The organism is Paenarthrobacter sp. PPS72, from assembly GCF_048537125.1.
GTDB classification, from domain to species: domain Bacteria; phylum Actinomycetota; class Actinomycetes; order Actinomycetales; family Micrococcaceae; genus Arthrobacter; species Arthrobacter nitroguajacolicus_E.
Map to the genome: position 1 here is coordinate 25,841 of NZ_JBLYIE010000017.1, position 21,272 is coordinate 47,112.

Here is a 21,272-nt window from a genome sequence, read left to right on the forward strand (position 1 = left end):
GACCGCGTCCCGGATTGATCCTCGTGGACCAATCCGGGACGCGGTTCCCGTTTCAAAAAGGCTAGCTGATGGCGGACTTCATTTCGTCCACGGCCTTTTTGCCTGCTTCTTCCGCCGAGAGCCTGTTGAACATGACTTCGGAGGTGTAGCGCTTAATGATTTCCTGGATGGCACCCGCGCCCTTCGGCGGGGCGGCCGGAGCCTCCCCGAGTTCTTCCTTGATGGCGCCGATGAAGTCGACTACCTTCACGTCTGCCTTGGCCAGCTTGGGAGCAATGGCCTCGCGGACGTCCGAGTTGGGATAGACGCCGCGGTCAGCGAGGAGGATTTCGCCGGCCTTGACGTTATTGGCGAGGAAGTCGATGAACTTTGCCGTCTCTTCAGGGTGCTTGGTCCTGGAGGATGCCGACCAGAACTGCGAGGCCTTGTACCAGAGCCCGGCATCTTCGGCCTTGCCCGTCTTGGACGGGAAGCGGAGGATCTGCAGCTCGCCGCCGGCAGCCTTCTCGAGGGCCGGAAGCTGGTTGGACCACCAGAACGCCATACCGTTCTTACCCGTGGCCAGTCCGCTCTGATCCAGCGGGGCTGCTTCAGCTTCAACGATTTCCGAGGCGGTGGGTACCGCCTTGTTATCGCTCATCTGCTTCAGGAATTCCCAGTAGCCCTTGATGTCCGAGGGCTCGAAGCCAAGCTTGCCATCCTGGGTGTAGAGTGACTTGCCGTTCTGCCGCAGCCACACGCCAAGGGAAGCTTCATCCGTACCGTAGGCAGCCGCGCCGTAGGTTCCCTTCGGGGACTTGGCGGTAACCTCGGCGGCAATCCGTTCGAAGTCTTCCCAGGTCCACGTCTTGTCATCGGGAAGCGGGACGCCCGCGGCCTGGAAGACCGCCGGATTGGCGAGGATAGTGGCGGCATTGATGCCTGCGGCGATGCCGGTCAGTCCGTCCTCGCCCTTGCCGGCGTTCAAGGCGGCTTCGTCCAGCTTGGACGTATCGATGTCGTACTTGGAAAGATCCAGCAGTGCGCCACGTGTGGAGTACTCGGTGATGTACTTTTCGTCCATCTGAATGATGTCCGGAGCATCGTTGGCCGCAACCTGGGTGGCCAGCTTGTCCCAGTAGCCACTCCAGTCGCCATACTCCGGCTTGATCTTGATATTGGGGTTTTCGGCTTCGAAGGCGGCAATGGCCTCCTGCGTCAGCTGTGCACGCTTGTCCCCACCCCACCATGAAAAGCGGAGCTCCACCTTGCCGTCGGCGCTCTTCGCCTCTGATCCTCCGCCGCCGCCGCAAGCGGTGAGGGCAAGGACTGCGGCGGCTGTGGCCGCGACAAGGGCTGAGGCCCGAAGCCGGCGCTTGGCCTTCGGCGCTGATACACGGATTTTCGAGGCAGTTGCAGGGGCGGCTGCTTCACCCTTTGGATTTTCCGGCACTGTTGTCTCCGATCTTCTTTGATCTCGATGCGAACTGAGAAAGCGTTTTCCCGTTGCGATGATGATATAAGTCACAGTCTTGTATTACAAGATAGAAACTTGTTCTAGTTGTTTTATTTGATGCCCGTGGTGGCTATGCCCTTAATGAGGAACCGCTGGCCGAAGAGGAAGACCAGGAATACCGGGAGCAAGGACACGATGGACATTGCAAAGAGCGATCCCCAGCTGGTTGCCGATTGCGAGTCAACAAAGGCGCGAAGGGCCACCGGAACAGTGAACATATCCGGGTCCGTGAGGTAGATCAGGGCGCCGAAGAAGTCGTTCCAGGTCCAGATGAACGTGAAGATGGTGGTGGTGGCCAGGGCCGGGACCATCAGGGGCAGGATCACCCTGAGGAAGATCCTGGGGTGGCCGGCACCGTCGATGCGTGCCGCCTCGTCGAGATCCTTGGGAATGCCGCGGATGAACTGGACCATGAGGAACACGAAGAAGGCATCAGTTGCCAAAAGCTTGGGCACGATCAGCGGCCAGAACGTGTTCACCCAGCCGATCTGCGAGAACAGGATGTACTGCGGGACGATCACCACGTGGAACGGAAGCATGATGGTCAGCAGCATGATGCCAAAGAAGATCTTCTTGCCGCTGAACTGCAGGCGGGCGAAAGCGTAGGCGGCCATGGAGCAGGAGATCAGGTTGCCAAGAATCGAGCCGAGGACCACGATCGCGGAGTTAAGCATGTAGTGCCCGAACGGGTGCGTCAGCGCGGACCAGCCATCGGTGTAGTTGCTCATCTCCAAGCTCTCGAGCCACAGGCCGGGTTCGCGGAAGATGAGGTCATTGGGACGCAGGGAAGAAACCACCATCCACAACAGCGGGTAGATCATCACTCCGCCTACGATGATCAGGATGGCGTGCTTGGCCAAGCCCTTAATGCGGGCGCTGCGGCTGAAGGCAAGGCTCCCTCGGGACTCGCGGCGCCGCGGGCTCTTTCCGTCCTTACCGGACTTGCCCGAGGAGGAACCGGAAGCGGCGGGGAGGGTCTGGAGTTTAGTCATCGTAGAACACCCAATACTTTGAAGCGATGAAGTTGATGGCGGTGAAGACGCCGATGATGACCAGCAGGAACCAGGCCATCGCTGAGGCGTAGCCCATATCAAATTGACCGAAGCCCTTTTGGTACAGGTACAGCGTGAAGAACATGGTGGAGTCGGACGGCCCACCGTTACCGCCGGAGACGATGAACGCCTGCGTGAACGATTGGAATGAACCGATGATCTGAAGCACCAGGTTGAAGAAGATAATGGGGCTCAGCATGGGGAGGGTAATCCGCCAGAACTGCTGCAGCGTGGTGGCGCCGTCCACTTTGGCTGCCTCGTAGTACATCACAGGGATCTGGCGAAGGCCGGCCAGGAAGATGATCATGGGGCTGCCGAACGTCCAGACGTGCAGCAGGATGATGGAACCGAGGGCGGTATTGGGGTCCGAGATCCATCCCGGTCCTTCAATGCCAACCATCGCCAGGACCTGGTTAACCAAGCCAGTGGTGCCGAAGATCTGCTTCCACAGGATGGCTACTGCAACCGATCCGCCCAGCAGTGACGGCAAGTAGAAAATAGAGCGGTAGAACGGCAGTCCGCGGAGGCCCTTGTCCAGGACCAACGCAATCAGCAAGGCCACACCCAGCTGGAGCGGAACACCCACCAGCACGTACGTGAAGGTAACGCGCAGCGAGTTGTGGAGGCGGGCATCGCCGAACATGCGGACGAAGTTATCCAGCCCCACCCATTCCGGCGGTTGCAGGAGGTTGTAATCCGTGAAGGACAGGTACAACGACATCAACATGGGACCCACCGTGATGGCGACCAGGCCGATCAGCCAAGGAAGGAGGAAAACGTAGGCGGCTTTGTTGTCGCGCCCGTTCGCCTTCTTCTCTTCCTTGGTCATGGGACCCTTGCGCCGGGTCATCGTGGAAAGTTCGCCTATGGCGCTCATTGCTTCCCCCTCGCCGGAGCGCGAACGCCTTTCGGCGTCCCCGTGCGTAGTACAGCGGCCATGTGGTCTCCTTTGGTCATCGTGGCCATCCACGGAGTTCGAGTCTGGTTGGTGCTTGCCGTCCGGGACGCCGCCAATCTCCTGGCGTTGTCCCCTGGATTGCCAGGATTGGGGTCCGGACGATCAGCGGCTCCGTATCAAAGTAAACGTTTTCTTGACCCTTGTACAGCCTTTTGCTAATTTTTGAGAAAGCGTTTTCTTGCGAAGCTGCCCGAACTCGTTTTCCCACGCTGAAGAAGTCCGGCGTGCGCTTCCGCACACCCTTGACGCATCGATCAGGCAGGACACTATTGTTTCCCACCGACTCCGCCTGCCATGAACGCCGTTGACATGGCACCATCCCCTACCCGCCCCAGCGCATTGGCTGGCTATGAGGATTGGCCGGCCTATGTTGCCCGGAACAGGCACAACGCTGTTTCCCCGGCATCCCGGCAACTTGCCGACACACTCGGAGTTCCTGCCGTAACACCGGACCTTGAATACAAAGTCCACTCTGAATCAGCACACGACGGCGTCATCACCTCGCGGTTATCGTGGCAGTTGGGGTTCGGGCCCAGGACGTCCGCGTGGTTCGTGCGGCCGGCCGGTGCCACGGGGCCGCTGCCGGGTTTGCTGGCCCTGCATTGCCATGGCGGGATCAAGGCCTACGGTGCTGAGCGGCTGGTGCGGTTCCCCCACGGTTTGGACGATCACGACGGCGGCGCACCCTTGGGCGTCCGACCGGATGATCACCCGTATGAGTTGCCGCCCCTGAACACGAGGGCAAAACTCTACGGTGGACGGGCACTGGCCACCTGGTTGGCGCAACAGGGTTTCTCCGTCCTGGCGCATGACACCTTCATGTGGGGCAGCCGGCGTTTCGGTCTCGAACCCCTTCCTTGGCGTACTGCCAATGCCGTGAAGGGCCAGCAGGCACTGCGGCGGGAGGCCGGCGTCGAACTTTCCGCAACGGAACAGTACAACGCCGCGGCGGCAGCCCACGAAGAAACCGTGGCGAAAGCCGCAACGCTGATCGGCACCAGCGTGGCCGGTACGGTTGCGCACGACGACCTCGCAGCGTTGGGAATCCTCGCGTCGCTCCCTGGGGTGAACGCGGATAGGCTCGGTTGCCTGGGTTTCTCCGGTGGCGGCGGGCGCGCAATGATGCTCGGTGCCCTGAGCCCGCTGATCCGCAGTTACGTAGTGACGTGCATGATGACCACGTTAGGATCGCTCCTGCCCGCGTACTTGGACGCACACTCGTGGCTGCTCCACACTCCCGGACTGGCAAAGCTTGGAGATTGGCCGGACCTGGCCGTGCGCTCCAATGCCAAGGTCCTGGTCCAATACGGCCTGGCTGATCCGCTTTTCCCTGAAAAGGGAATGCGGGACGCCCACCAGCATCTCCTGGAGAACATGCCGGCCCGATACACCGGCAGTTTCCGGCACGAACGCCACGTTTTTACTCCGGCCATGCAGGACGAGGCTGCGTCCTTCCTCGCCGCAAACCTGCAGCCCAACCAACCCACCAGTACCTCTGCACCCGCTAGGACAGACTCATGACACAACCCCTCACCGCCACAACAGCGGCGGGCATTGCCCGGCTCCCCCGCATCGCACTCGTGGGCGTGCACGGCTTCGGCGAACGGCATCTGGAAAACCTTGGACGGTTGACTGCCAACGGCGCCCTTGAGCTGGTGGCAGTGGCCGATCCGCAAAGCCCGGCAGAGGGAACACTTGGCCCCGATGTAGAGGTCTTCGCTTCCCTTGACGAACTCCTGGCTGCGGGAATCGACCCGGACGTCGTTATCGTCTCGACCCCCATCCAGACTCATGCGCCGCTTGCCCTCGCTGCCCTCAAAGCCGGGGCCCATGTGTATCTGGAAAAGCCGCCAGTGGCCTCCATGGCGCAATACGAGGAAGTCATGGCGGCGGCTGCGAGCGCGGGGCGCTTGGTTCAGGTGGGTTTCCAGAGCCTGGGTTCGGAGGCTCTGCCAGCTGTTGAGGCCTTGGTGGCATCGGGCGAAATCGGCGAAGTCCGCGGCATCAGTGCCACGGGTCTGTGGCTTAGGAACAGGGCCTACTTCAAGAGGTCGCGATGGGCCGGCAGGCGAAGCCTTAACGGGACGGATGTGGTGGATGGAGTGGCCACCAACGCGTTGGCCCATGCCGTGGCTACCGGATTACGACTGGCGGGCGCCCGGACAGTCGCGGACGTCGAATGCGTGGATACCGACCTCTACCGGGCCAACGACACCGAGAGTGACGATACGTCCGTGGTGCGGGTCAGGACCGCGGCCGGCACGGGGTTTTCGGCCGGCACGGGGTTTTCGGGCGGCATTGGTTCTTCGGGCGGCACTGTCCTGACGTGCGCCTTGACGCTTTGTGCACCTGTTCAGTCCGCGCCGTCGGTCAGTATTTACGGAACGCTCGGGCAGCTCACTTTCTTCTACACTGAGGACCGCCTGGAGATCAGCTCACCCCGAGGCGTCCGGACCGAGACCTTCGGACGGACCGACCTGCTGGAGAACCTGCTCGCCGCCGGCACGGAAGAGGACCTCCTCAGCCCGCTGTCCGGGTCCGGTGCCTACGTCTCTGTGTTGGAGGCCATCCGCACGGCAGACTCTCCCCGGCAGATTCCCGGGGACTTCCTCACTTGGGAAGGCGAGGGCGACGACGCCCACCCCGTGGTCCAAGGCATCGAATCATTGATACGCAGGGCAGCTCTGGGCCAGGCCACGTTCGCTGAGCTGGGAGCGCCTTGGACGTCATCCGGCGAACCCACCCTGGATATTGACGGCAGGCCCGTCGCTGTCTTGCAGGACGGATCCCACATCAGGCCTACGTCCTCGCCGCGCCCCTACCTCCACCCGGTGCGCACGCTTGCCGGCACCGTAGTTACCGATCACGTCCCGGAGGACCACGTGTGGCACTTGGGAGCAGGTGTTGCCCTCCAGGATGTGGACGGCATCAACTTCTGGGGTGGCCGCACCTACACCCGCGACGCCGGAGCCTATGAGTGGCGCAAGGACCACGGCCGCATCATTGTGGACGCAGCAGACCATGCGGACGGGCACAGGCAGGAACGGCTGAGCTGGATCGGCCCGGACGGATCACCGATACTCCGCGAACAGCGGCAGTGGCGTTGGGCCGCCGTCGGAAATTCAGCCTGGAAACTGACGCTGGACTTCACGCTGGAATCGGCCACGGGGCAGCCGGTACTGCTGGGCAGCCCCGGTTCCAACGGACGGCCACAGGGCGGTTACGGCGGCTTCTTTTGGCGGCTGCCCAAGGTTGGCGACGCGACTATATGGACACCGGAGGCACGGGGCGAGGACGCCGTGCACGGCAGCGTGGCGCCCTGGCTGGCTTGGTCCGGAACGTTCGACGCCGGAACCGCCGCGCCAGCGCATGTCACCGGCGATCCCGGTCTGGGCCACCCTGCCACCCTGGTGTTTCTCGCAGCACCCCAAGCACCTGACCCCTGGTTCGTACGGCATTCGGGCTACCCCGGCGTGGGGCTGTCCTTGGCGTGGGATGCGCCGGTGGTGGCCGAACCCGGCCACCCCGTGCAGCGAACTGTCACCGTGCTCATCGCGGACGGCTTTTTGGCAACACAAGACATTGAACAGCTCATCACTACCTTGGGGGAACCGGCATGACCACGCCTACTCAATTAACGCCAGCTCTGACTGCAGGCACTGCGCCTGGCAACGTCGCCGACCGCGCGGTCAAGCGACAGCGGGTGCTGGATATCCTGGACGCTGCGGGGCGCGATTCGCTTTTGCTGACCTCGAACACAGCCCTCACCTGGTACCTGGACGGCAGCCGGGTGCACATCAGCCTGGCCGGGGACCCCATCGCCGCCCTTTTGGTGGACCGCTCCGGTGACCACCTGGTCACGTTCAACAATGAGGCCGGCCGCATCGCTGCAGAGGAACTGCCGGAGGGCGTCAGCCTGGACGCGGTTCCATGGCATGGTCAGTTGCATGCCGTCGCGGCTGGCCTGGCCGTTGGTGGTGACCCGTTGGTGGAAGCGGCCGTCACAGCCGAACTTCGCGCGGCCCGGCAGCAGCTCCTCCCGGCCGAAACGGCCCGCTACGCCGAACTTTCCGCCGACGCCGCAGCCGCCATGACGGAGGTCCTCACTGCCGTGACGCCTGAAACCACGGAATTCCAGCTCGTCTCGGAGCTTGCCGCGCGGGTTGTCGCAGCGGGCGCGGAACCCCTTGTCCTGCTCTGCAATGGTGCCGCGCGGAGCGACTTCCGGCATCCCTTGGCCACCCATTCCCCCATCGGTCGCCGTGCCATGGCTGTGGTGTGTGCCCGACGGAACGGACTGGTTGCCAACGTGACCCGTTGGGTAGCGTTCGACGCCGGCACTCCCCAGGAGCTCGACGCCGAGGCCCGCATCGCCTCTGTTGAGGCCGACATCTTCCGGGCCACTGTCCCCGGGGCCAAGCTCAACGACATCTTCGCCGAGATCAAGCTGGCCTACGCCCGGCACGGCTTCGGCGAGGACCAGTGGACGCTGCACCACCAGGGCGGGCCCGCCGGTTACGCAGGCCGCGATCCCCGGGTCACCGCAGACGTCACGGATACGGTGGTGCTCAACCAGCCCTTCACGTGGAACCCTTCCGGTCCCGGCGTGAAGATCGAAGATACGGTACTGCTCACCGAATCCGGCCTGCGCGTCCTGACCAGGGACGACCGTTGGCCGACCACCCAAGTGGACGGCCGGCGTCGTCCGCTGACGCTCCGCCCGTAACGTCCTCGCACAAAACCCGACTCAAACGAAAGGGGCGGGGTCACCGTGATGGTGACCCCGCCCCTTACGTTCATGCCTACCCAAGTAAGTCGCAATTGAGGTCGTTCTCAGCGCTCACAACGGCCTGAACTGCGACTCAGTAGGGGACGTGCGGGTGGGTTAGCGGAGGGTGAGCACGCCGTCCACTCGCCGGGGAATGCCCAGCGGGTTGGCGTCGTGCAGTGCCGGGTGCAGGACAGTCTCCGGAGCGTCCTGGTAAGCCACCGGCCGCTGGAAGCGACGTACAGCAGTGGCCCCTACTGAGGTGAACAAGGACGTTGTGGCCGGGTACGGACCACCGTGCTGCTGTGCCCAGTTCACGGCCACGCCGGTGGGCCAGCCGTCGAACAGGACCCTTCCGACCAAGCCGCTGAGCTGCTCCACCAGGGCGGAAACGTCCTCACCCGGCTGCGCGTGCACCGTGCCCGTCAGGCTGCCGGGCACCTTCGCCAAGGCCGCGGACAATTCGTCCTGGTTGGCGTACTCGATAAGCAGCGTGGTGGGGCCGAAGCATTCTTCCAACAGCTCCTCGGGTCGTTCCAGCACGTTCGCGGCGCTGGTAGAGAACACCACAGGGGCGGCGCCATCAGCCAAGCTGTCCTGCTGCACCGTGCCACTGACCACGGCGACACCCGGCTGGTCAGCGACGTTCCGCAGCCCGTCCGGGTAAGCCTCGGCAATGCGTTCGGTAAGCATGGCAGCGGTGGGCTTGTCCTTGCTGGCCTCTGCCAGATGCACCGCGAAGTCCGTGCCGGCCGGGATGAACACGAGCCCCGGCTTGGTGCAGAACTGGCCGGCACCCATGGTGAAGGAGCCTGCCAGGCCCGCCGCGAGCTGCTGTCCACGTTCCGCAAGTGCGTCCGCCGTAATGACCACGGGGTTCAAGCTACCGAGCTCGCCGTAGAACGGGATGGGTTCCGGACGAGAGGATGCGAGATCGAACAGTGCGCGGCCACCCGGGATGGATCCGGTGAAACCGACGGCCTTGATGGCGGGATCCTGTACCAGCGCGGTTCCGGCCTCGCGACCGCTGACCAGGGCGAAGATTCCCTCCGGGGCACCGGCCTTGGCCAGCGCTTCGGCGACAACCTCGGCGGTCCGCTCGGAAAGACGAATGTGCCCCGAGTGCGCCTTGACGATGACCGGGCAACCCACGGCCAGCGCGGACGCGGTATCGCCGCCGGCCACGGAGAACGCGAACGGGAAGTTCGACGCCGAGAACACGGCTACCGGGCCGATCGGGCGCAGGATGCGGCGCAAGTCAGGCTTGGGCGGGGTGGATGACGGGTCAGCGTGGTCAATGACGGCCTCGAGGTACGACCCCTCAGTGATCACGTTGGCGAACAACCTCAGCTGTCCGCTGGTCCGTGCCACCTCGCCCGTGAGCCGGACAGTGCCCAGGCTCGACTCCGAATCGGCGATCGCCACCAGCTCAGTGACGTTGGCGTCCAAGGCGTCGGCGACGGCGTTCAGCCAGGCAGCGCGCTCGGCGTCCGAAGCTGCTGCTGTCACCTTGGCGGCTTCCGTGGCTGCGGCGGTGATGGCTGTCAGGTCAAGAGTTGCTGTACTCAATGCGGTTTCCTTTACTGTCGGGGGCTGCGTTCGCGGGGGCTGCGCTGGCAGGGGCTGCGCTTTCGGAGACGGGCTGCTTTCCGGTGAAGTGGAACCCAAGCCCCGCACGGCCTGTGCTGCTGAGCCGGCTTCGGCCGGTGCTGTTGCTGATCTTCACCGGCGAGGGCGCGGCCAGGATGCCGAGTTGCTCGAAGGAGGCGTCTTCCACGTCCTCCACGCTCACGGCTTCGGCCAAGGTGAGCGCCAGCTGCCCGGAGAGTTCCGGGAGCAGGTGCGGCGCCACCCTGATGCTGTTGGGCCGTGCCAACTCGACGATCCTGCGGAACGGGGTAATGCCACCAACCCGGACGATGTTGGGCTGGATGATGTCCACCGCTTCAGCTTCAATGAAGTCGCGGAAACGGTAAATGGTGTGGACGTTCTCTCCCAAGGCAATGGGCACGGGCGAGTGCTTGCGCAAGCGCCGGTAGGCCCAGAGATCGTCGGCGCGGATGGGTTCTTCGAGCCATTCCAGTCCGTACTCCCCCAAAACGTCCAAGGCACGGAACGTATGGGCCAGGTCCCAACGCTGGTTTGCGTCCACCATGAGCAAGCGGTCCGGGCCGATGACTTGCCTGACTGCGGCAACCCGTTCGGCGTCTTCGCGAAGCTCGGGTTTGCCCACCTTGATCTTCACTGCGTTGTGACCGGCAGCAACCCATCGCCGTGCCTGCTCCACCAGCTGTTCAAGGGTGTAATGCAGGTTCACGCCGGAGCCATAGACCTCCACGGACTCCTGGCGCTGGCCCAAAAGCCCCGTGACGGAGGTACCGGCCTGCCGTGCTTTCAAGTCCCACAGGGCCAGGTCCACACCCGCCATCGCAATGGTGGTCAGACCACCCCCGCCGGCTTCGTGCAGACGCTTCCAGAGTTGGTCCCAGACCAACTCCGGATTGGCTTCCAAACCCACAATGAACGGCGTGATGTCATGGTCCAGGAGCGCCTTTACCGCGTGGGGACCAATGGTCGGCGTCCACGAGAAGCCGTGGCCCGTGCCGCCGTCGTCCGTGGTCAATTCGGTGACGATGACGTGGTTCTCGGACGCTTCCGCACCCCAGCTGCGCAGCAGCGGAACCGTGATCAGCCGGGTGGTGAGGCCCGTGATGCGGGCCGGCATCAGCTGCCGGCCAACTCGTGGCCCTTGGCCAGGATGGACTTGAGCTCCAGCAGTTGTTCCTCGGAGGGGTCCACCAGGGGCGGACGAACCGGGCCAACGGGCAGCCCTGCCAGACGCAGGCCTGCCTTGATCAGGGAGACACCAAAGCCAGGAGTCTGGTCGCGGAGACGGACGAGCGGAGCGTAGAAACCTTCCAGCAACGCGTGGCGGCGCTCCTCGTCACCGGACATGTAGGCGTCGTAGTAAGCCTTGGCGATTTCCGGGGCCATGGCGAACGCTGCCGAGGAGTACAGGGGGATGCCGAGGCCCCGGTAGGCACCCTGAGTCAGCTCAGCTGTCAGCAGGCCATTAAAGAGGGCGAAGTCCGTGCGGCCGCTGGCGTTGATCGCCGAGACGATTTCCTGCGCCAGGCCGACGTCGCCAATTCCGTCCTTGAAGCCAACCACCTTGGGGTTGGCGGTCAGGCGGGTGATGGCCTCGGCAGTGAACTTGGCGGTGCCGCGGTGGTACACGATCACCGGCAGGCTGCTCGCTGCGGCAATGGCCTCAACATAGGCCACAACACCGTCGGTGGGGCCGGTGACCAGATAGGGGGGAAGCACCAGAAGGGCATCCGCGCCGGCTTCTTGGGCTACCTTCGCAGCGGCAATTGCGTGGCCAAGGGGTCCGCCGGCACCGGAGACCACAGGTACTGCTCCTGCAACAGCCTCGACGGCGGCAGTCACCACAGTGCGAATCTCATCGATGGACAGGGCATGGAACTCACCCGTGCCGCACGCGGGGAAAACACCGCCCGGGCCGAACGGAAGCCGGGAAGTGATGTGCTCCTTCAGCAACCCCACATCTACGGTGCCATCTTCAGCGAAAGGGGTGACGGGGAAGAACAGTACGCCGTCGAAGTTCATGGTGTCTCCTTGTTTGCTCCCGCCGGTACCAGGCCGGCGTGAATCTCGTCATTGAGTGCTGCTTGTTCGCTTGATGCTGTGTCTTCGCCCTCGAATGGCGGCGTAAGTTCGGTGCGCCAGGTTCGCTTGGGCTCCCAGCCCAGAAGTTCCTTGGCCTTATCGATGGAGAACGCGGGACTGGTGCCGGTCAAGTGCCCGGTCAGGGGCGCGCTGCCCGGCAGGAACCGCGGGAACAACTCCGCCAGGGGCGCGGTAGCCAAAGCATCCTTCGCACCGACGAAGAACACCTCGCCGTTAGGGATCAAATCCATCTTCTCCAGCAGCACGTCCAGGAAGTCGGCAACGTCCCGCGCATCCACATAGTTGAAGAGCGCCGGCGCGGAAAGTGCCGGGTCCTCCAACCGTTCACGGACTGTATGCCCTTGCTGCGTCAACGCCCCTTCCCATTCCTCCGGGGAAATCACGTAGCACGGACGGAACGCCGCGTACCTGATCTTGCTGCCCTGCGCCGAAGCGAACATCTGCACGGTCTGCTCGGCGATCAGCTTGGAAAGTGCGTAGGCGTTCCACGGCTTGGGTGGCGTCCGCTCGTCCAGGGGGAACGACGGCGGCAGCCACCCGGCCGGCGAGCCGTAGCCCAGGGCCGTGGGGCTGGACGCCGTCACGATCTTCGGGACACCGGCGTCGGTGGCCGCGCTGATCACCGCGTAGGCGAGCCGGGTATTGGTGCTGAAAATGACGTCCTCCGGCGCGCTGAAAGGTACGGCAATAGCGGCGAGGTGGATGACGGCGTCGGGTGCTGTTTCGCGGATGAGCCGCTCCGCCTCCCCCGGCGCCAAAAGGTCCGCGGTGTGCTGCTCGGCGCCCGCCGGCAACAACTCCGCCGGAATGGCATCCCGGTCAACCGAGATGACCTTGTGCCCCGCCTCGGCGAGGCCGGCCACTACGCTGCGGCCGAGTCGACCGGAACCACCGGTAACGAAAATCCTGCTCATGGTCTTTTCCTTGCTCGGGTTGGGGGATCAGGCCTGGCCGCGGCTGAGATCCACGCCGAGGCCAAGTTCACTGATGCGGACGGGAAGTTCTGAGTCCAACGACTTGTTTCCGGCAATGCCCACCGAAACGGACCGGAGGCCGTCGATGTAACCGGAGGGGCGGCCCAGCAGATCTACTCCGGGTCCATTGAAAAGGTCCGAAAGCAACAGGTTGTCGCCGCCACCATGGCCACCTTCGCCGTTGATGATGGGAACTTCGTAGGCAGCTTCCCAGTGGCGCTGGACCACCAGGCGCTCGCCGTTGCGGCGCACGGCGTCCTCTTCTTCGATAGGCGTGGCGCTTGGGTCCACCACGGTCTTTTTATCGGTGCTGGACTCGACGGCAGCGCGTTCCACCACTTCGAGTTCCGCCCGGCCCTCGGTTCCGTTGAACGTGACGCGGTAACCCTCCCACGGGCTGTGCGCGTTCAGTGAGTAGCTCAGTGTTGGGCCGCCCTGGTAGTCCACCACCAGCGCAAGATTGTCCTCGATGGTGATGCCCTCGGTGAAAACGTCCTGGTCGCGGATGTACCCGTCGAACTTCTCATTGTCCAGGTACAGGGCTTTCAACCGCTCGTCTTCCCGCATGTCCAGGCGGAACGGATCGTGCTCGAGTCCGTCAACGGTGCCACGGTCCGGACGGGCTCCCAACCCGCGTTCGGCGGCGTTCTTGTCACCGTAGAAGCGCAGGCCGCCGGATGCGAAAACACGCTCCGGGACGTCGTTGATCCACCAGTTGACGAGGTCGAAGTGGTGGGAAGCCTTGTGGATGAGCAGGCCACCTGAGTTCTTCTTTTCACGGTGCCAGCGGCGGAAGTAGTCAGCGCCGTGCACAGTATCGAGCACCCAGCTGAAGTCGATGGAAGTGACCTTGCCGATCACGCCGTTCCGGATGACTTCCTTCAGGGCGGTGTTACGCGGCGAGTACCGGTAGTTGAAGGTCACCACCACGTTTTTGCCGGTTTTCGCCACCGCTTCGGTAATGCGGCGGCAGCCCTCAACATCGATGGTCAGGGGCTTTTCAACCACGACGTCGGCGCCCGCCTCAAGCGCTTCAACGATGTAGTCCGCGTGGGTGTAGTCGGGCGTCGTGACAATGACGCGCTCGATGCCGTTGGACTGGATGAAGCTGGTGAGCTCCCCCGGAGTGAACGAAGCCACGGGCTCTGTTCCGCCGAGTTCCTTGATCAGGTCCTGGTAAAAGTCCACCCTGCCTTGGTTGACGTCGGAGAGCGCAATAAGTTCTGCGACGTCCGCGTGCTGCCCGTAAATGGCCCTGATGTACATTTCCGAGCGTCCGCCGGTTCCGATGAGCGCGATGCGGGTCCGCTTGCTGCCCCCGGACGGCCTGGCCGCTGCGCCAGGTTGGGTCTGGGTCTCGGCTGAGTCGACGTTGACCATGTTGGCCATGAGAGATGCCCCTTTCAGAAAGGCAGGAGTGAACCGCTTGACGGCCCGGCTTCGTATGGGAAGAATCATGAGAAAGCGTTTTCTCAGAGCGTTATAAGCTTTGTATCAAGACTCTGGTGGTCACGTCAACCACTGCTCCAACGACGGAGCATGCGGGAGGCGGGCAATGGAAGGGGCCACATGGCACGCAGGAACACCAACAGGCGCGTCGGTATCGCCGATGTCGCGGAGAAGGCGGGCGTCTCGCACGCCACCGTGTCGCGCGTCATGAACGGTAACGCCGCCGTGGATCCCGGCATCGCCGCCAGGGTTCGTGCCGCCGCCGTTGAATTGAAGTACCAGCCCAACCCGGTGGGGCGCAGCCTGGCGCTTGGCAAGACGGACACCATCGGCATTGTGGTCCCGGACCTGGCCAACCCCACTTTCCAGGCGATCCTCCGCGGACTCAGCATCGCAGCGGCCCAGGACGGCTACCGCGTCCTCATTGCCGATTCCTCGGAAGTCACCAGCGAGGAAGCCATCCTCGCTGGTGAGGCTCGACGCCGTTGCGACGGCGTGGTGCTCTGCGCCCCCCGCATGAGTGATGCCGAGCTGGAGGAGTTGGCGCCCACCCTGCACCCGCTGGTACTGATCAACCGCACCACCATAGCCACCAACACTCCGAGCCTGAGCGTGGACTACGGCCAGGGCATCCAGGAACTGGCACAACACCTGGTGACTTTGGGTCACCGGCGGCTGGTATTCCTCTCCGGCCCCGAGCACAGTGCATCCAACCGCCAACGCCTGGTGGGCCTGGACCAATTCCGCGAGGAGCACCCGGAGATCGAGCTGCAGATGCTCTACGGCGGCTCCAACTTCGACTCGGGCCACGAATCCACCGAGGCCATCATCGCCAGCGGTGCCACCGGGATCCTGGCCTTCAACGACCTCGTGGCCATGGGCCTGCTCAGCGGACTGCATGAGCGGGGGGTACGTGTTCCTGAGGACATCTCCGTCACAGGGTTCGACGACATCCCCTTCGCCAAATACACCACTCCCCCACTGACCACCGCCGCCGTGCCCATCAACGAGCTCGGAAGCCTGGCCTGGCGGAGGATGCGGGAACAGATCCAGCAGGCCGGCGAGGCAGCCACCCAGGCGCAGGACGAATTCTCGCCCAGGGTGGAGATCCGCAAGAGCACCGCAGCACCCGCCCTCAAGCCCGCCTAGAGCAACGCGGGGTCACTTGTGGCCCCTTGAGGGCGCCATTAGGGGCCAGAAGTGACCCCGCGTTGCTTTACTGGGACGAAGGGTTTGAGCCGACGCCAGCCTCCTTGTAGAAGCCTTGGATGTGGGCGGCAACCAGCTCAGCTGCTTTGACGCCGTCGTTGTTGTTCACGGCGGCCAGGATGGCGCGGTGTTCAGCACGAAGCCTGGCGGACGTTGCGTTCCAGTCGGGGAGATTGCCGGTCAGTTCACCCGCATAGTTTTCGATCGCACCCCTGAGCGAAGCCATCATGGCGCTGACCACCGAGTTGCCCGCCGCCTGGGCGAGGGCCACGTGAAAACGCGCGTCAAGGGCAAGGAAAGAATCGATGTCCGGGGCGGCATCCATCTGATCCAGCAGATTTGCAGCTTCCTGCAGCGCCGGAACGCCCACATGAGCCCGCTCTGCCGCCCAGGATTCAAGCAGCACGCGGGTCTCCACGATGTCCGCCACGGGAAGGTGCCGGGTTGCCACGTGCAGCCGAAGGGTGGAGCCAAGGGCCGAGCCCGGCTCGGCAATCACCACAGTTCCGGCGTCCTTGCCCGAACCCACTCCGGCGCGGACCACGCCCATGGCTTCAAGGATCCTGACGGCCTCGCGCACCGACGTCCGCGATACCTTCAGCTGCTCGGCCATGGCGCGCTCACCGGGGAGTCGGCCACCCAAGGTGAGGTCTCCGTCGGACAGTTGCTTCTCGATCCATTGCAGGACCAACTCGTGGGTACGCATAACGGAATACTAGTTGATGTGGTCCAACCACATGGATTACAGTGTGGTTAGACCACAGTGGTAAGACCATAGCTTTCAAGGGAGAACCGCATGACCGACACCCTCGATCCCAAGATCACAGCCGAGCCGGCCAATGCCGGGAGCGACCAAAACGTCGCCCGCCCACCGCAGCCGGCACCCGCCGTCGTGATCCCTCCGGCACTGAAGCGTCGCGTGCCCAAGGTTTCGGACCTGGCACCGCTGATGCAGTTCAAGAAGCCCGAGTTCAGCAAGACCGCGCGGCTCAAGCGCGCCAGCACCATCTGGGAGCTGCGGGACATGGCCAAGCGCCGGACCCCGCAGGCGCCCTTCGACTACACGGACGGTGCTGCGGAAGAAGAGATCACGCTGCGCCGCGCACGCCAGGCGTTCCAGGACATCGAGTTCCGTCCCGGAATCCTGCGTGACGTCTCCAAGATTGATCTCCGCACGGACATCCTGGGCAAGGAATCATGCCTCCCGTTCGGCATCGCGCCCACGGGCTTCACGCGGATGATGCAGTCCGAGGGTGAATATGCGGGCTCGCAGGCTGCAGAAGCCGCAGGAATCCCGTACACCCTATCCACCATGGGCACCGCGTCCATCGAGGATGTTGCCACCGCTGCCCCGAACGGCCGCAACTGGTTCCAGCTGTACCTATGGACCGACCGCCAGCGTTCGCTCGAACTGATCGAGCGCGCCGCCAAAGCCGGCAACGACACCCTCATGGTCACCGTGGACACCGCTGTTGCCGGTGCCCGCCTGCGCGATGTCCGCAACGGTATGACCATCCCGCCGGCACTGACCATCAAGACCGTCCTGGATGCGTCTTACCGTCCTGCGTGGTGGTTCAACTTCCTCACCCACGAGCCCCTGACCTTCGCCTCACTCTCCCGTTACACCGGCACGGTAGCCGACCTCATCAACTCGATGTTCGACCCCACCCTGACCTACGAGGACCTGGACTGGCTCCGCGAAACGTGGAAGGGCAAGCTGGTGGTCAAGGGCATCCAGACTGTGGAGGACGCCCGCAAGGTGGTGGACCACGGCGCCGATGGCATCATCCTGTCCAACCACGGCGGCCGCCAGCTGGACCGCGCACCCATCCCGTTCCACCTATTGCCGGAGGTCACTGCGGCCTTGAAGGCGGACAACAGCAAGGCCGCCGTCATGCTGGACACAGGCATCATGAGCGGTGCAGACATCGTGGCGGCACTGGCTTTGGGCGCCGACTTCGCCCTGATCGGCCGCGCATACCTCTACGGACTCATGGCCGGCGGACGCGAAGGCGTAGACCGCACCATCCAGATCCTGGAGAAGGACATGACCCGCACCATGGCGCTGCTCGGCGTCAGCAAGGTCTCGGACCTGAACCCGGACCACGTGCGGCTACTGCAGCGCTAAACGCGCCCAAGTAAGTAGCAGCAGAGGCCGTTTTGAACGCTCAAAACGGCCTCTACTGCTACCCAGTTGGGTTAAGGGGCGCTAGATGAGGCCCTGCGCCAACATCGCGTCGGCTACCTTGACGAAGCCGCCAATGTTGGCACCCACTACGTAGTTTCCTGGTGCGCCGTATTCGTCGGCGGTCGCGGCGCAGCGATCATGAATGCCCACCATGATCTCGGTGAGGCGCTGTTCGGTGTGCTCAAAGGACCAGGAGTCCCGGCTGGCATTCTGCTGCATTTCGAGCGCGGAGGTAGCAACACCGCCCGCATTTGCGGCCTTGCCCGGCCCGAACAGGATGCCGGCTTCCTGGAAGACCGACACGGCTGAACGGGTGGAGGGCATGTTGGCGCCCTCAGCCACTGCGATCAGGCCGTTGCTGACCAGCTTTGCGGCGGCCTCGCCGTCAAGTTCGTTCTGCGTGGCGCAGGGCAAGGCCACGGTGCCGTTGACGTCCCACACGGAGCCGCCGGAAACGTGGTTCGATCCCGGCCGACGTGAGGCGTACTCGGTGAGGCGCCCGCGCTCCACTTCCTTGATCCGGCTCAGAAGCGCGACGTCGATCCCGGCCTCATCCACGATGTAGCCGGCCGAATCGGAACAGGCAACCACAGTGGCACCTAGCGACTGCGCCTTGGCGATCGCGTGAATGGCCACGTTGCCTGAACCGGAAACCACAACGCGCTGTCCATCGAAGGACTGCCCGCGGGTCTTGAGCATCTCCTGGGCGAAGATCACCGTGCCGTAACCGGTGGCCTCCGGACGGACCAGGGAGCCGCCCCACGAGATGCCCTTGCCTGTAAGGACGCCGGATTCATAGCGGTTGGTGATGCGCTTGTACTGGCCGAAGAGGTAGCCGATTTCACGGCCACCCACACCGATGTCGCCGGCCGGAACGTCGGTGTACTCGCCAATGTGCCGGTACAGCTCAGTCATGAAGGACTGGCAGAAGCGCATGATTTCGGCGTCCGAGCGTCCGCGGGGATCGAAGTCCGAGCCACCCTTGCCGCCGCCAATGGGCATGCCGGTGAGCGCGTTCTTGAAGATCTGTTCGAAGCCGAGGAACTTCACGATTCCCAGGTACACCGAGGGGTGGAATCGGAGTCCGCCCTTGTAGGGGCCGAGCGCGGAGTTGAACTCCACACGGAAGCCACGGTTTACGTGGACGCGGCCGGCGTCGTCGGTCCAAGGGACACGGAAGATGATCTGGCGCTCGGGCTCGCACAGGCGTTCCAGAACGGCGCCTTCAAGGAACTCCGGGTGGCGATCATGAACAGGGCCAAGGCTTTCGAAGACCTCAGTAACGGCCTGGTGGAATTCTTTCTCCCCCGGGTTCCGCGCCAACACAGTGTCGCGGACAGCTTCGAGCCTTGAATCCATGCGTCTTCCTATCCTCGGTGCGCCGGCCAGCGGCGAGACGATCAGTCCCGCCCATGGTTGCACCGAGGGATATAGGATCTCCATCCAGAGCCAATGTGACTCAAAGAGAGGAGTTAACACAACTGTAGAAAATCGTTGAAAAATCAAGGAAAACGGAGATTAACAAAAACTCACAATGTGAGAAGGATCACGTTAAGTTGATGTTCACTATCGCTTTCGCCCGAACTTGGGAAGGTTTTGCAGGTTCGGAAGATTGGCCAGAAGATCAGCGGCCTTAGTGGCGGCCCGACCCACGGTGCGGCCGATCTGCTGGGGCACGGTATCGTCCGACGCCGGGTCCAGAGAGACGGGCGTACCACTGGCATGGACCTTCACGGCCTGGCCAATGGCGTCAGCGCGCGTGGGAGCCTCCAGTGCCGCGACTGTTGTTGCAGGCTCAACTGCGGAAGGCGTCACCTCGGAAGGCGTCACCTCGGAAGGTGCGACGACGGCGGGCGGCTGAGTGCCGACGTCGAACGTTTCCAGCCAGGTGGCCACGCCGGCCAGCGGCTTGGGATTCAACGCGTAGAAGCGCTTCTGACCCTGGGCGCGCATGCTGACGAGGTCCGCCTCGCGGAGCACTTTCAAGTGCTTGGAGATAGTGGGCTGGCTCGCAGCCAGTTCTTCCACCAGTTCGCCTACAGCTTTATCCCCAGAGCGGAGGGAGACCAGGATGTCGCGTCTGGTTGCCTCAGCTATGACGGCAAATACGTCGTCAGTCACCATGCCTCCCACCCTAGCGACATATACGCCGATTGGCATCCCTGTTTCTTGGCGCTACAAGCCCGCCAACCGAACCGAACCGTCAGTCGAACCAAGGATCCAGTCCGTAGAGGGGGAAGATTTCCTTGCGCGTGGCTATGACGGTCCGGTCAACCTCGTCCGCAGGATCGTAGCCGACCTCCCAAGAGCGCCACCAGACGTCCACGCCGTCGCCCATCGACTCCGGGGCCCAGACTCCGTACGTTTCCTTTACGTACGTCCGCCATGCTTCAGGCACGGCCGTGCTCAGCGGCACCGGCCGTTGCGTCACCATCCCGATCAGATGGCTCCACGCACGCGGGACCACACCGGTGACGTCATAGCCGCCTCCCCCGGTGGCGATCCAGCGGTTGTCGCAATACCGGGCAGCAAGTCCGGCGACGGCGGCAGCTGCCTCGCGCTGGCCATCAACGCTCAGGTTGAGGTGGGTCAGCGGATCATCGCGATGCGAATCGCAGCCATGCTGGCTGACGATGACCTCAGGCTGGAAGGCACCAACAAGCTGCGGGACCACAGCATGGAATGCGCGCAGCCAGGCCGCGTCTCCCGTGAAGGCGGGGAGCGCGACATTAACCACGGTCCCCGTTGCGTTCGGGCCACCGGTTTCGTTGGCAAAGCCGGTGCCAGGGAATAGGGTCAGGCCCGTTTCGTGCAAGCTGATGGTCATGACGCGGGGGTCGTTCCAGAAAATGCTCTGCGTGCCATCGCCATGGTGGGCGTCGACGTCGATGCTCACCACCCGCTGCACGCCCCCGTCGAGCAGCCTTTGGATAGCAATCGCTACGTCGTTGTAAACGCAAAAGCCGCTGGCACGCTCCCTCGCGGCATGGTGCATTCCGCCGCTGAAGTTCACGGCGCGGACAGCGTGGCCGGACAGGATGGTCTCGGCCGCCAACAGCGAACCGCCCGCCAAGCGGGCGCTGGCCTGGTGCATTCCGGCGAACGCAGGATCATCCTCGGTTCCCAGTCCGCGGTCCTCCTCGGGCATGGAGGGGTCGGCACTGACGCGGCGCACGGCCTCCACATATTCGGGGCTGTGCACGGTAAAAAGCTCGACGTCGGTGGCTACCCTGGGTGCCTCGACGGCCACATGCTTGTGGTCGAACAGGCCGAGGGATTCGGCCAGCCGCGCTGTCAGTTCGAGCCGTTGCGGCGCCATGGGATGCCCCGGGCCAAAGTTATAGGCAGTCATGGCTGGATCCCACACCACCGTCGTTGGCAGTGCGGATCGCGTAATGCTGGAAGCTGTTGTTCCAAGCCGTGAGTTCATCCAGAACAGGCTACCTGAGCCCGGAGGGACCTACCGCC

17 protein-coding genes are annotated in these 21,272 nt (G+C 63.6%); 5 read left to right on the forward strand and 12 right to left on the reverse strand.

Features of this window, described 5'->3' with window-relative positions:
* Window positions 1-61: 61 nt before the first annotated feature.
* The 3 genes from ACLRGI_RS08180 to ACLRGI_RS08190 all read right to left on the reverse strand — a co-directional run bounded on the left by ACLRGI_RS08180 (window position 62) and on the right by ACLRGI_RS08190 (window position 3,424).
* Window positions 62-1,432 (reverse strand): ABC transporter substrate-binding protein, encoded by a 1,371-nt coding sequence (locus tag ACLRGI_RS08180; RefSeq protein ID WP_419201176.1) that lies wholly within the window; start codon window positions 1,430-1,432, stop codon window positions 62-64.
* A 113-nt stretch (window positions 1,433-1,545) separates the two neighbouring features.
* Window positions 1,546-2,487, reverse strand: coding sequence for a carbohydrate ABC transporter permease (locus ACLRGI_RS08185; RefSeq protein ID WP_419201177.1), 942 nt, complete (start codon window positions 2,485-2,487; stop codon window positions 1,546-1,548).
* On the reverse strand, window positions 2,480-3,424 hold the full coding sequence (locus ACLRGI_RS08190; protein WP_419201178.1) for a carbohydrate ABC transporter permease: 945 nt from the start codon (window positions 3,422-3,424) through the stop codon (window positions 2,480-2,482). Before ACLRGI_RS08190 ends, ACLRGI_RS08185 begins: the two co-directional genes overlap by 8 nt.
* Window positions 3,425-3,799: 375 nt before the next feature.
* Between ACLRGI_RS08190 and ACLRGI_RS08195 the strand changes: the two genes are divergently transcribed.
* Genes ACLRGI_RS08195 through ACLRGI_RS08205 form a run of 3 tightly spaced genes read left to right on the forward strand, consistent with a single transcriptional unit; the run spans window position 3,800 to window position 8,231 of the window.
* The gene (locus tag ACLRGI_RS08195) at window positions 3,800-5,026 is read left to right on the forward strand and encodes an acetylxylan esterase family protein (RefSeq protein WP_419201180.1); all 1,227 of its coding nucleotides are present in this window, start codon (window positions 3,800-3,802) and stop codon (window positions 5,024-5,026) included.
* Entirely contained in the window at window positions 5,023-7,125 is a 2,103-nt protein-coding gene (locus ACLRGI_RS08200) for a DUF6807 family protein (RefSeq protein ID WP_419201182.1), read from the forward strand. The genes ACLRGI_RS08195 and ACLRGI_RS08200 overlap by 4 nt, the downstream gene beginning before the upstream one ends.
* Complete coding sequence (locus ACLRGI_RS08205) at window positions 7,122-8,231, forward strand: M24 family metallopeptidase (RefSeq protein ID WP_419201183.1); 1,110 nt, start codon at window positions 7,122-7,124, stop codon at window positions 8,229-8,231. Before ACLRGI_RS08200 ends, ACLRGI_RS08205 begins: the two co-directional genes overlap by 4 nt.
* Window positions 8,232-8,390: 159 nt before the next feature.
* On the opposite strand, the gene ACLRGI_RS08210 is transcribed toward ACLRGI_RS08205, so the two are convergent.
* From ACLRGI_RS08210 to ACLRGI_RS08230, 5 genes are read right to left on the reverse strand one after another with little or no spacing between them, the layout of a single operon-like run.
* Complete coding sequence (locus ACLRGI_RS08210) at window positions 8,391-9,842, reverse strand: aldehyde dehydrogenase (NADP(+)) (RefSeq protein ID WP_419201184.1); 1,452 nt, start codon at window positions 9,840-9,842, stop codon at window positions 8,391-8,393.
* On the reverse strand, window positions 9,823-10,998 hold the full coding sequence (locus ACLRGI_RS08215) for a mandelate racemase/muconate lactonizing enzyme family protein (RefSeq protein ID WP_419201185.1): 1,176 nt from the start codon (window positions 10,996-10,998) through the stop codon (window positions 9,823-9,825). Before ACLRGI_RS08215 ends, ACLRGI_RS08210 begins: the two co-directional genes overlap by 20 nt.
* The gene (locus tag ACLRGI_RS08220) at window positions 10,998-11,903 is read right to left on the reverse strand and encodes a 5-dehydro-4-deoxyglucarate dehydratase (protein WP_419201186.1); all 906 of its coding nucleotides are present in this window, start codon (window positions 11,901-11,903) and stop codon (window positions 10,998-11,000) included. Before ACLRGI_RS08220 ends, ACLRGI_RS08215 begins: the two co-directional genes overlap by 1 nt.
* Window positions 11,900-12,898 carry an NAD-dependent epimerase/dehydratase family protein gene (locus ACLRGI_RS08225; RefSeq protein ID WP_419201187.1) on the reverse strand — a complete coding sequence of 333 codons (999 nt, stop codon included), beginning with the start codon at window positions 12,896-12,898 and terminating at the stop codon, window positions 11,900-11,902. Before ACLRGI_RS08225 ends, ACLRGI_RS08220 begins: the two co-directional genes overlap by 4 nt.
* Before the next feature lie 27 nt (window positions 12,899-12,925).
* Window positions 12,926-14,338, reverse strand: coding sequence for a Gfo/Idh/MocA family protein (locus tag ACLRGI_RS08230; RefSeq protein ID WP_419201247.1), 1,413 nt, complete (start codon window positions 14,336-14,338; stop codon window positions 12,926-12,928).
* Window positions 14,339-14,527: 189 nt separating this feature from the next.
* Here ACLRGI_RS08230 and ACLRGI_RS08235 point away from each other — a divergent pair, with 189 nt between their 5' ends.
* Window positions 14,528-15,556 (forward strand): LacI family DNA-binding transcriptional regulator, encoded by a 1,029-nt coding sequence (locus tag ACLRGI_RS08235; protein WP_419201188.1) that lies wholly within the window; start codon window positions 14,528-14,530, stop codon window positions 15,554-15,556.
* Window positions 15,557-15,623: 67 nt separating this feature from the next.
* Here ACLRGI_RS08235 and ACLRGI_RS08240 read toward each other — a convergent pair whose 3' ends face one another.
* Window positions 15,624-16,322: a FadR/GntR family transcriptional regulator gene (locus ACLRGI_RS08240; RefSeq protein ID WP_419201189.1), complete on the reverse strand. Its 699-nt coding sequence runs from the start codon at window positions 16,320-16,322 to the stop codon at window positions 15,624-15,626.
* A gap of 90 nt (window positions 16,323-16,412) precedes the next feature.
* Here ACLRGI_RS08240 and ACLRGI_RS08245 point away from each other — a divergent pair, with 90 nt between their 5' ends.
* A complete protein-coding gene (locus ACLRGI_RS08245; protein ID WP_419201190.1) occupies window positions 16,413-17,744 on the forward strand; it encodes an alpha-hydroxy acid oxidase in 1,332 nt (443 codons plus the stop codon).
* An 81-nt stretch (window positions 17,745-17,825) separates the two neighbouring features.
* On the opposite strand, the gene gdhA is transcribed toward ACLRGI_RS08245, so the two are convergent.
* The 3 genes from gdhA to ACLRGI_RS08260 all read right to left on the reverse strand — a co-directional run bounded on the left by gdhA (window position 17,826) and on the right by ACLRGI_RS08260 (window position 21,234).
* Window positions 17,826-19,163: an NADP-specific glutamate dehydrogenase gene (gdhA, locus tag ACLRGI_RS08250; RefSeq protein WP_419201191.1), complete on the reverse strand. Its 1,338-nt coding sequence runs from the start codon at window positions 19,161-19,163 to the stop codon at window positions 17,826-17,828.
* A gap of 207 nt (window positions 19,164-19,370) precedes the next feature.
* On the reverse strand, window positions 19,371-19,928 hold the full coding sequence (locus ACLRGI_RS08255; protein ID WP_419201192.1) for an ArsR/SmtB family transcription factor: 558 nt from the start codon (window positions 19,926-19,928) through the stop codon (window positions 19,371-19,373).
* A gap of 79 nt (window positions 19,929-20,007) precedes the next feature.
* Complete coding sequence (locus ACLRGI_RS08260) at window positions 20,008-21,234, reverse strand: acetoin utilization protein AcuC (RefSeq protein WP_419201194.1); 1,227 nt, start codon at window positions 21,232-21,234, stop codon at window positions 20,008-20,010.
* Window positions 21,235-21,272 lie beyond the last annotated feature (38 nt).

Coding starts and splice junctions, on each gene's coding strand:
- ACLRGI_RS08195 (WP_419201180.1), top strand. CDS start 3,800: ATGAACGCCGTTGACATGGCACCATCCCCTACCCGCCCCAGCGCATTG.
- ACLRGI_RS08245 (WP_419201190.1), top strand. CDS start 16,413: ATGACCGACACCCTCGATCCCAAGATCACAGCCGAGCCGGCCAATGCC.
- ACLRGI_RS08215 (WP_419201185.1), bottom strand. CDS start 10,998: ATGCCGGCCCGCATCACGGGCCTCACCACCCGGCTGATCACGGTTCCG.
- ACLRGI_RS08240 (WP_419201189.1), bottom strand. CDS start 16,322: ATGCGTACCCACGAGTTGGTCCTGCAATGGATCGAGAAGCAACTGTCC.
- ACLRGI_RS08260 (WP_419201194.1), bottom strand. CDS start 21,234: ATGAACTCACGGCTTGGAACAACAGCTTCCAGCATTACGCGATCCGCA.
- ACLRGI_RS08200 (WP_419201182.1), top strand. CDS start 5,023: ATGACACAACCCCTCACCGCCACAACAGCGGCGGGCATTGCCCGGCTC.
- ACLRGI_RS08220 (WP_419201186.1), bottom strand. CDS start 11,903: ATGAACTTCGACGGCGTACTGTTCTTCCCCGTCACCCCTTTCGCTGAA.
- ACLRGI_RS08185 (WP_419201177.1), bottom strand. CDS start 2,487: ATGACTAAACTCCAGACCCTCCCCGCCGCTTCCGGTTCCTCCTCGGGC.
- gdhA (WP_419201191.1), bottom strand. CDS start 19,163: ATGGATTCAAGGCTCGAAGCTGTCCGCGACACTGTGTTGGCGCGGAAC.
- ACLRGI_RS08230 (WP_419201247.1), bottom strand. CDS start 14,338: ATGGTCAACGTCGACTCAGCCGAGACCCAGACCCAACCTGGCGCAGCG.
- ACLRGI_RS08255 (WP_419201192.1), bottom strand. CDS start 19,928: ATGGTGACTGACGACGTATTTGCCGTCATAGCTGAGGCAACCAGACGC.
- ACLRGI_RS08225 (WP_419201187.1), bottom strand. CDS start 12,898: ATGAGCAGGATTTTCGTTACCGGTGGTTCCGGTCGACTCGGCCGCAGC.
- ACLRGI_RS08205 (WP_419201183.1), top strand. CDS start 7,122: ATGACCACGCCTACTCAATTAACGCCAGCTCTGACTGCAGGCACTGCG.
- ACLRGI_RS08235 (WP_419201188.1), top strand. CDS start 14,528: ATGGCACGCAGGAACACCAACAGGCGCGTCGGTATCGCCGATGTCGCG.
- ACLRGI_RS08190 (WP_419201178.1), bottom strand. CDS start 3,424: ATGAGCGCCATAGGCGAACTTTCCACGATGACCCGGCGCAAGGGTCCC.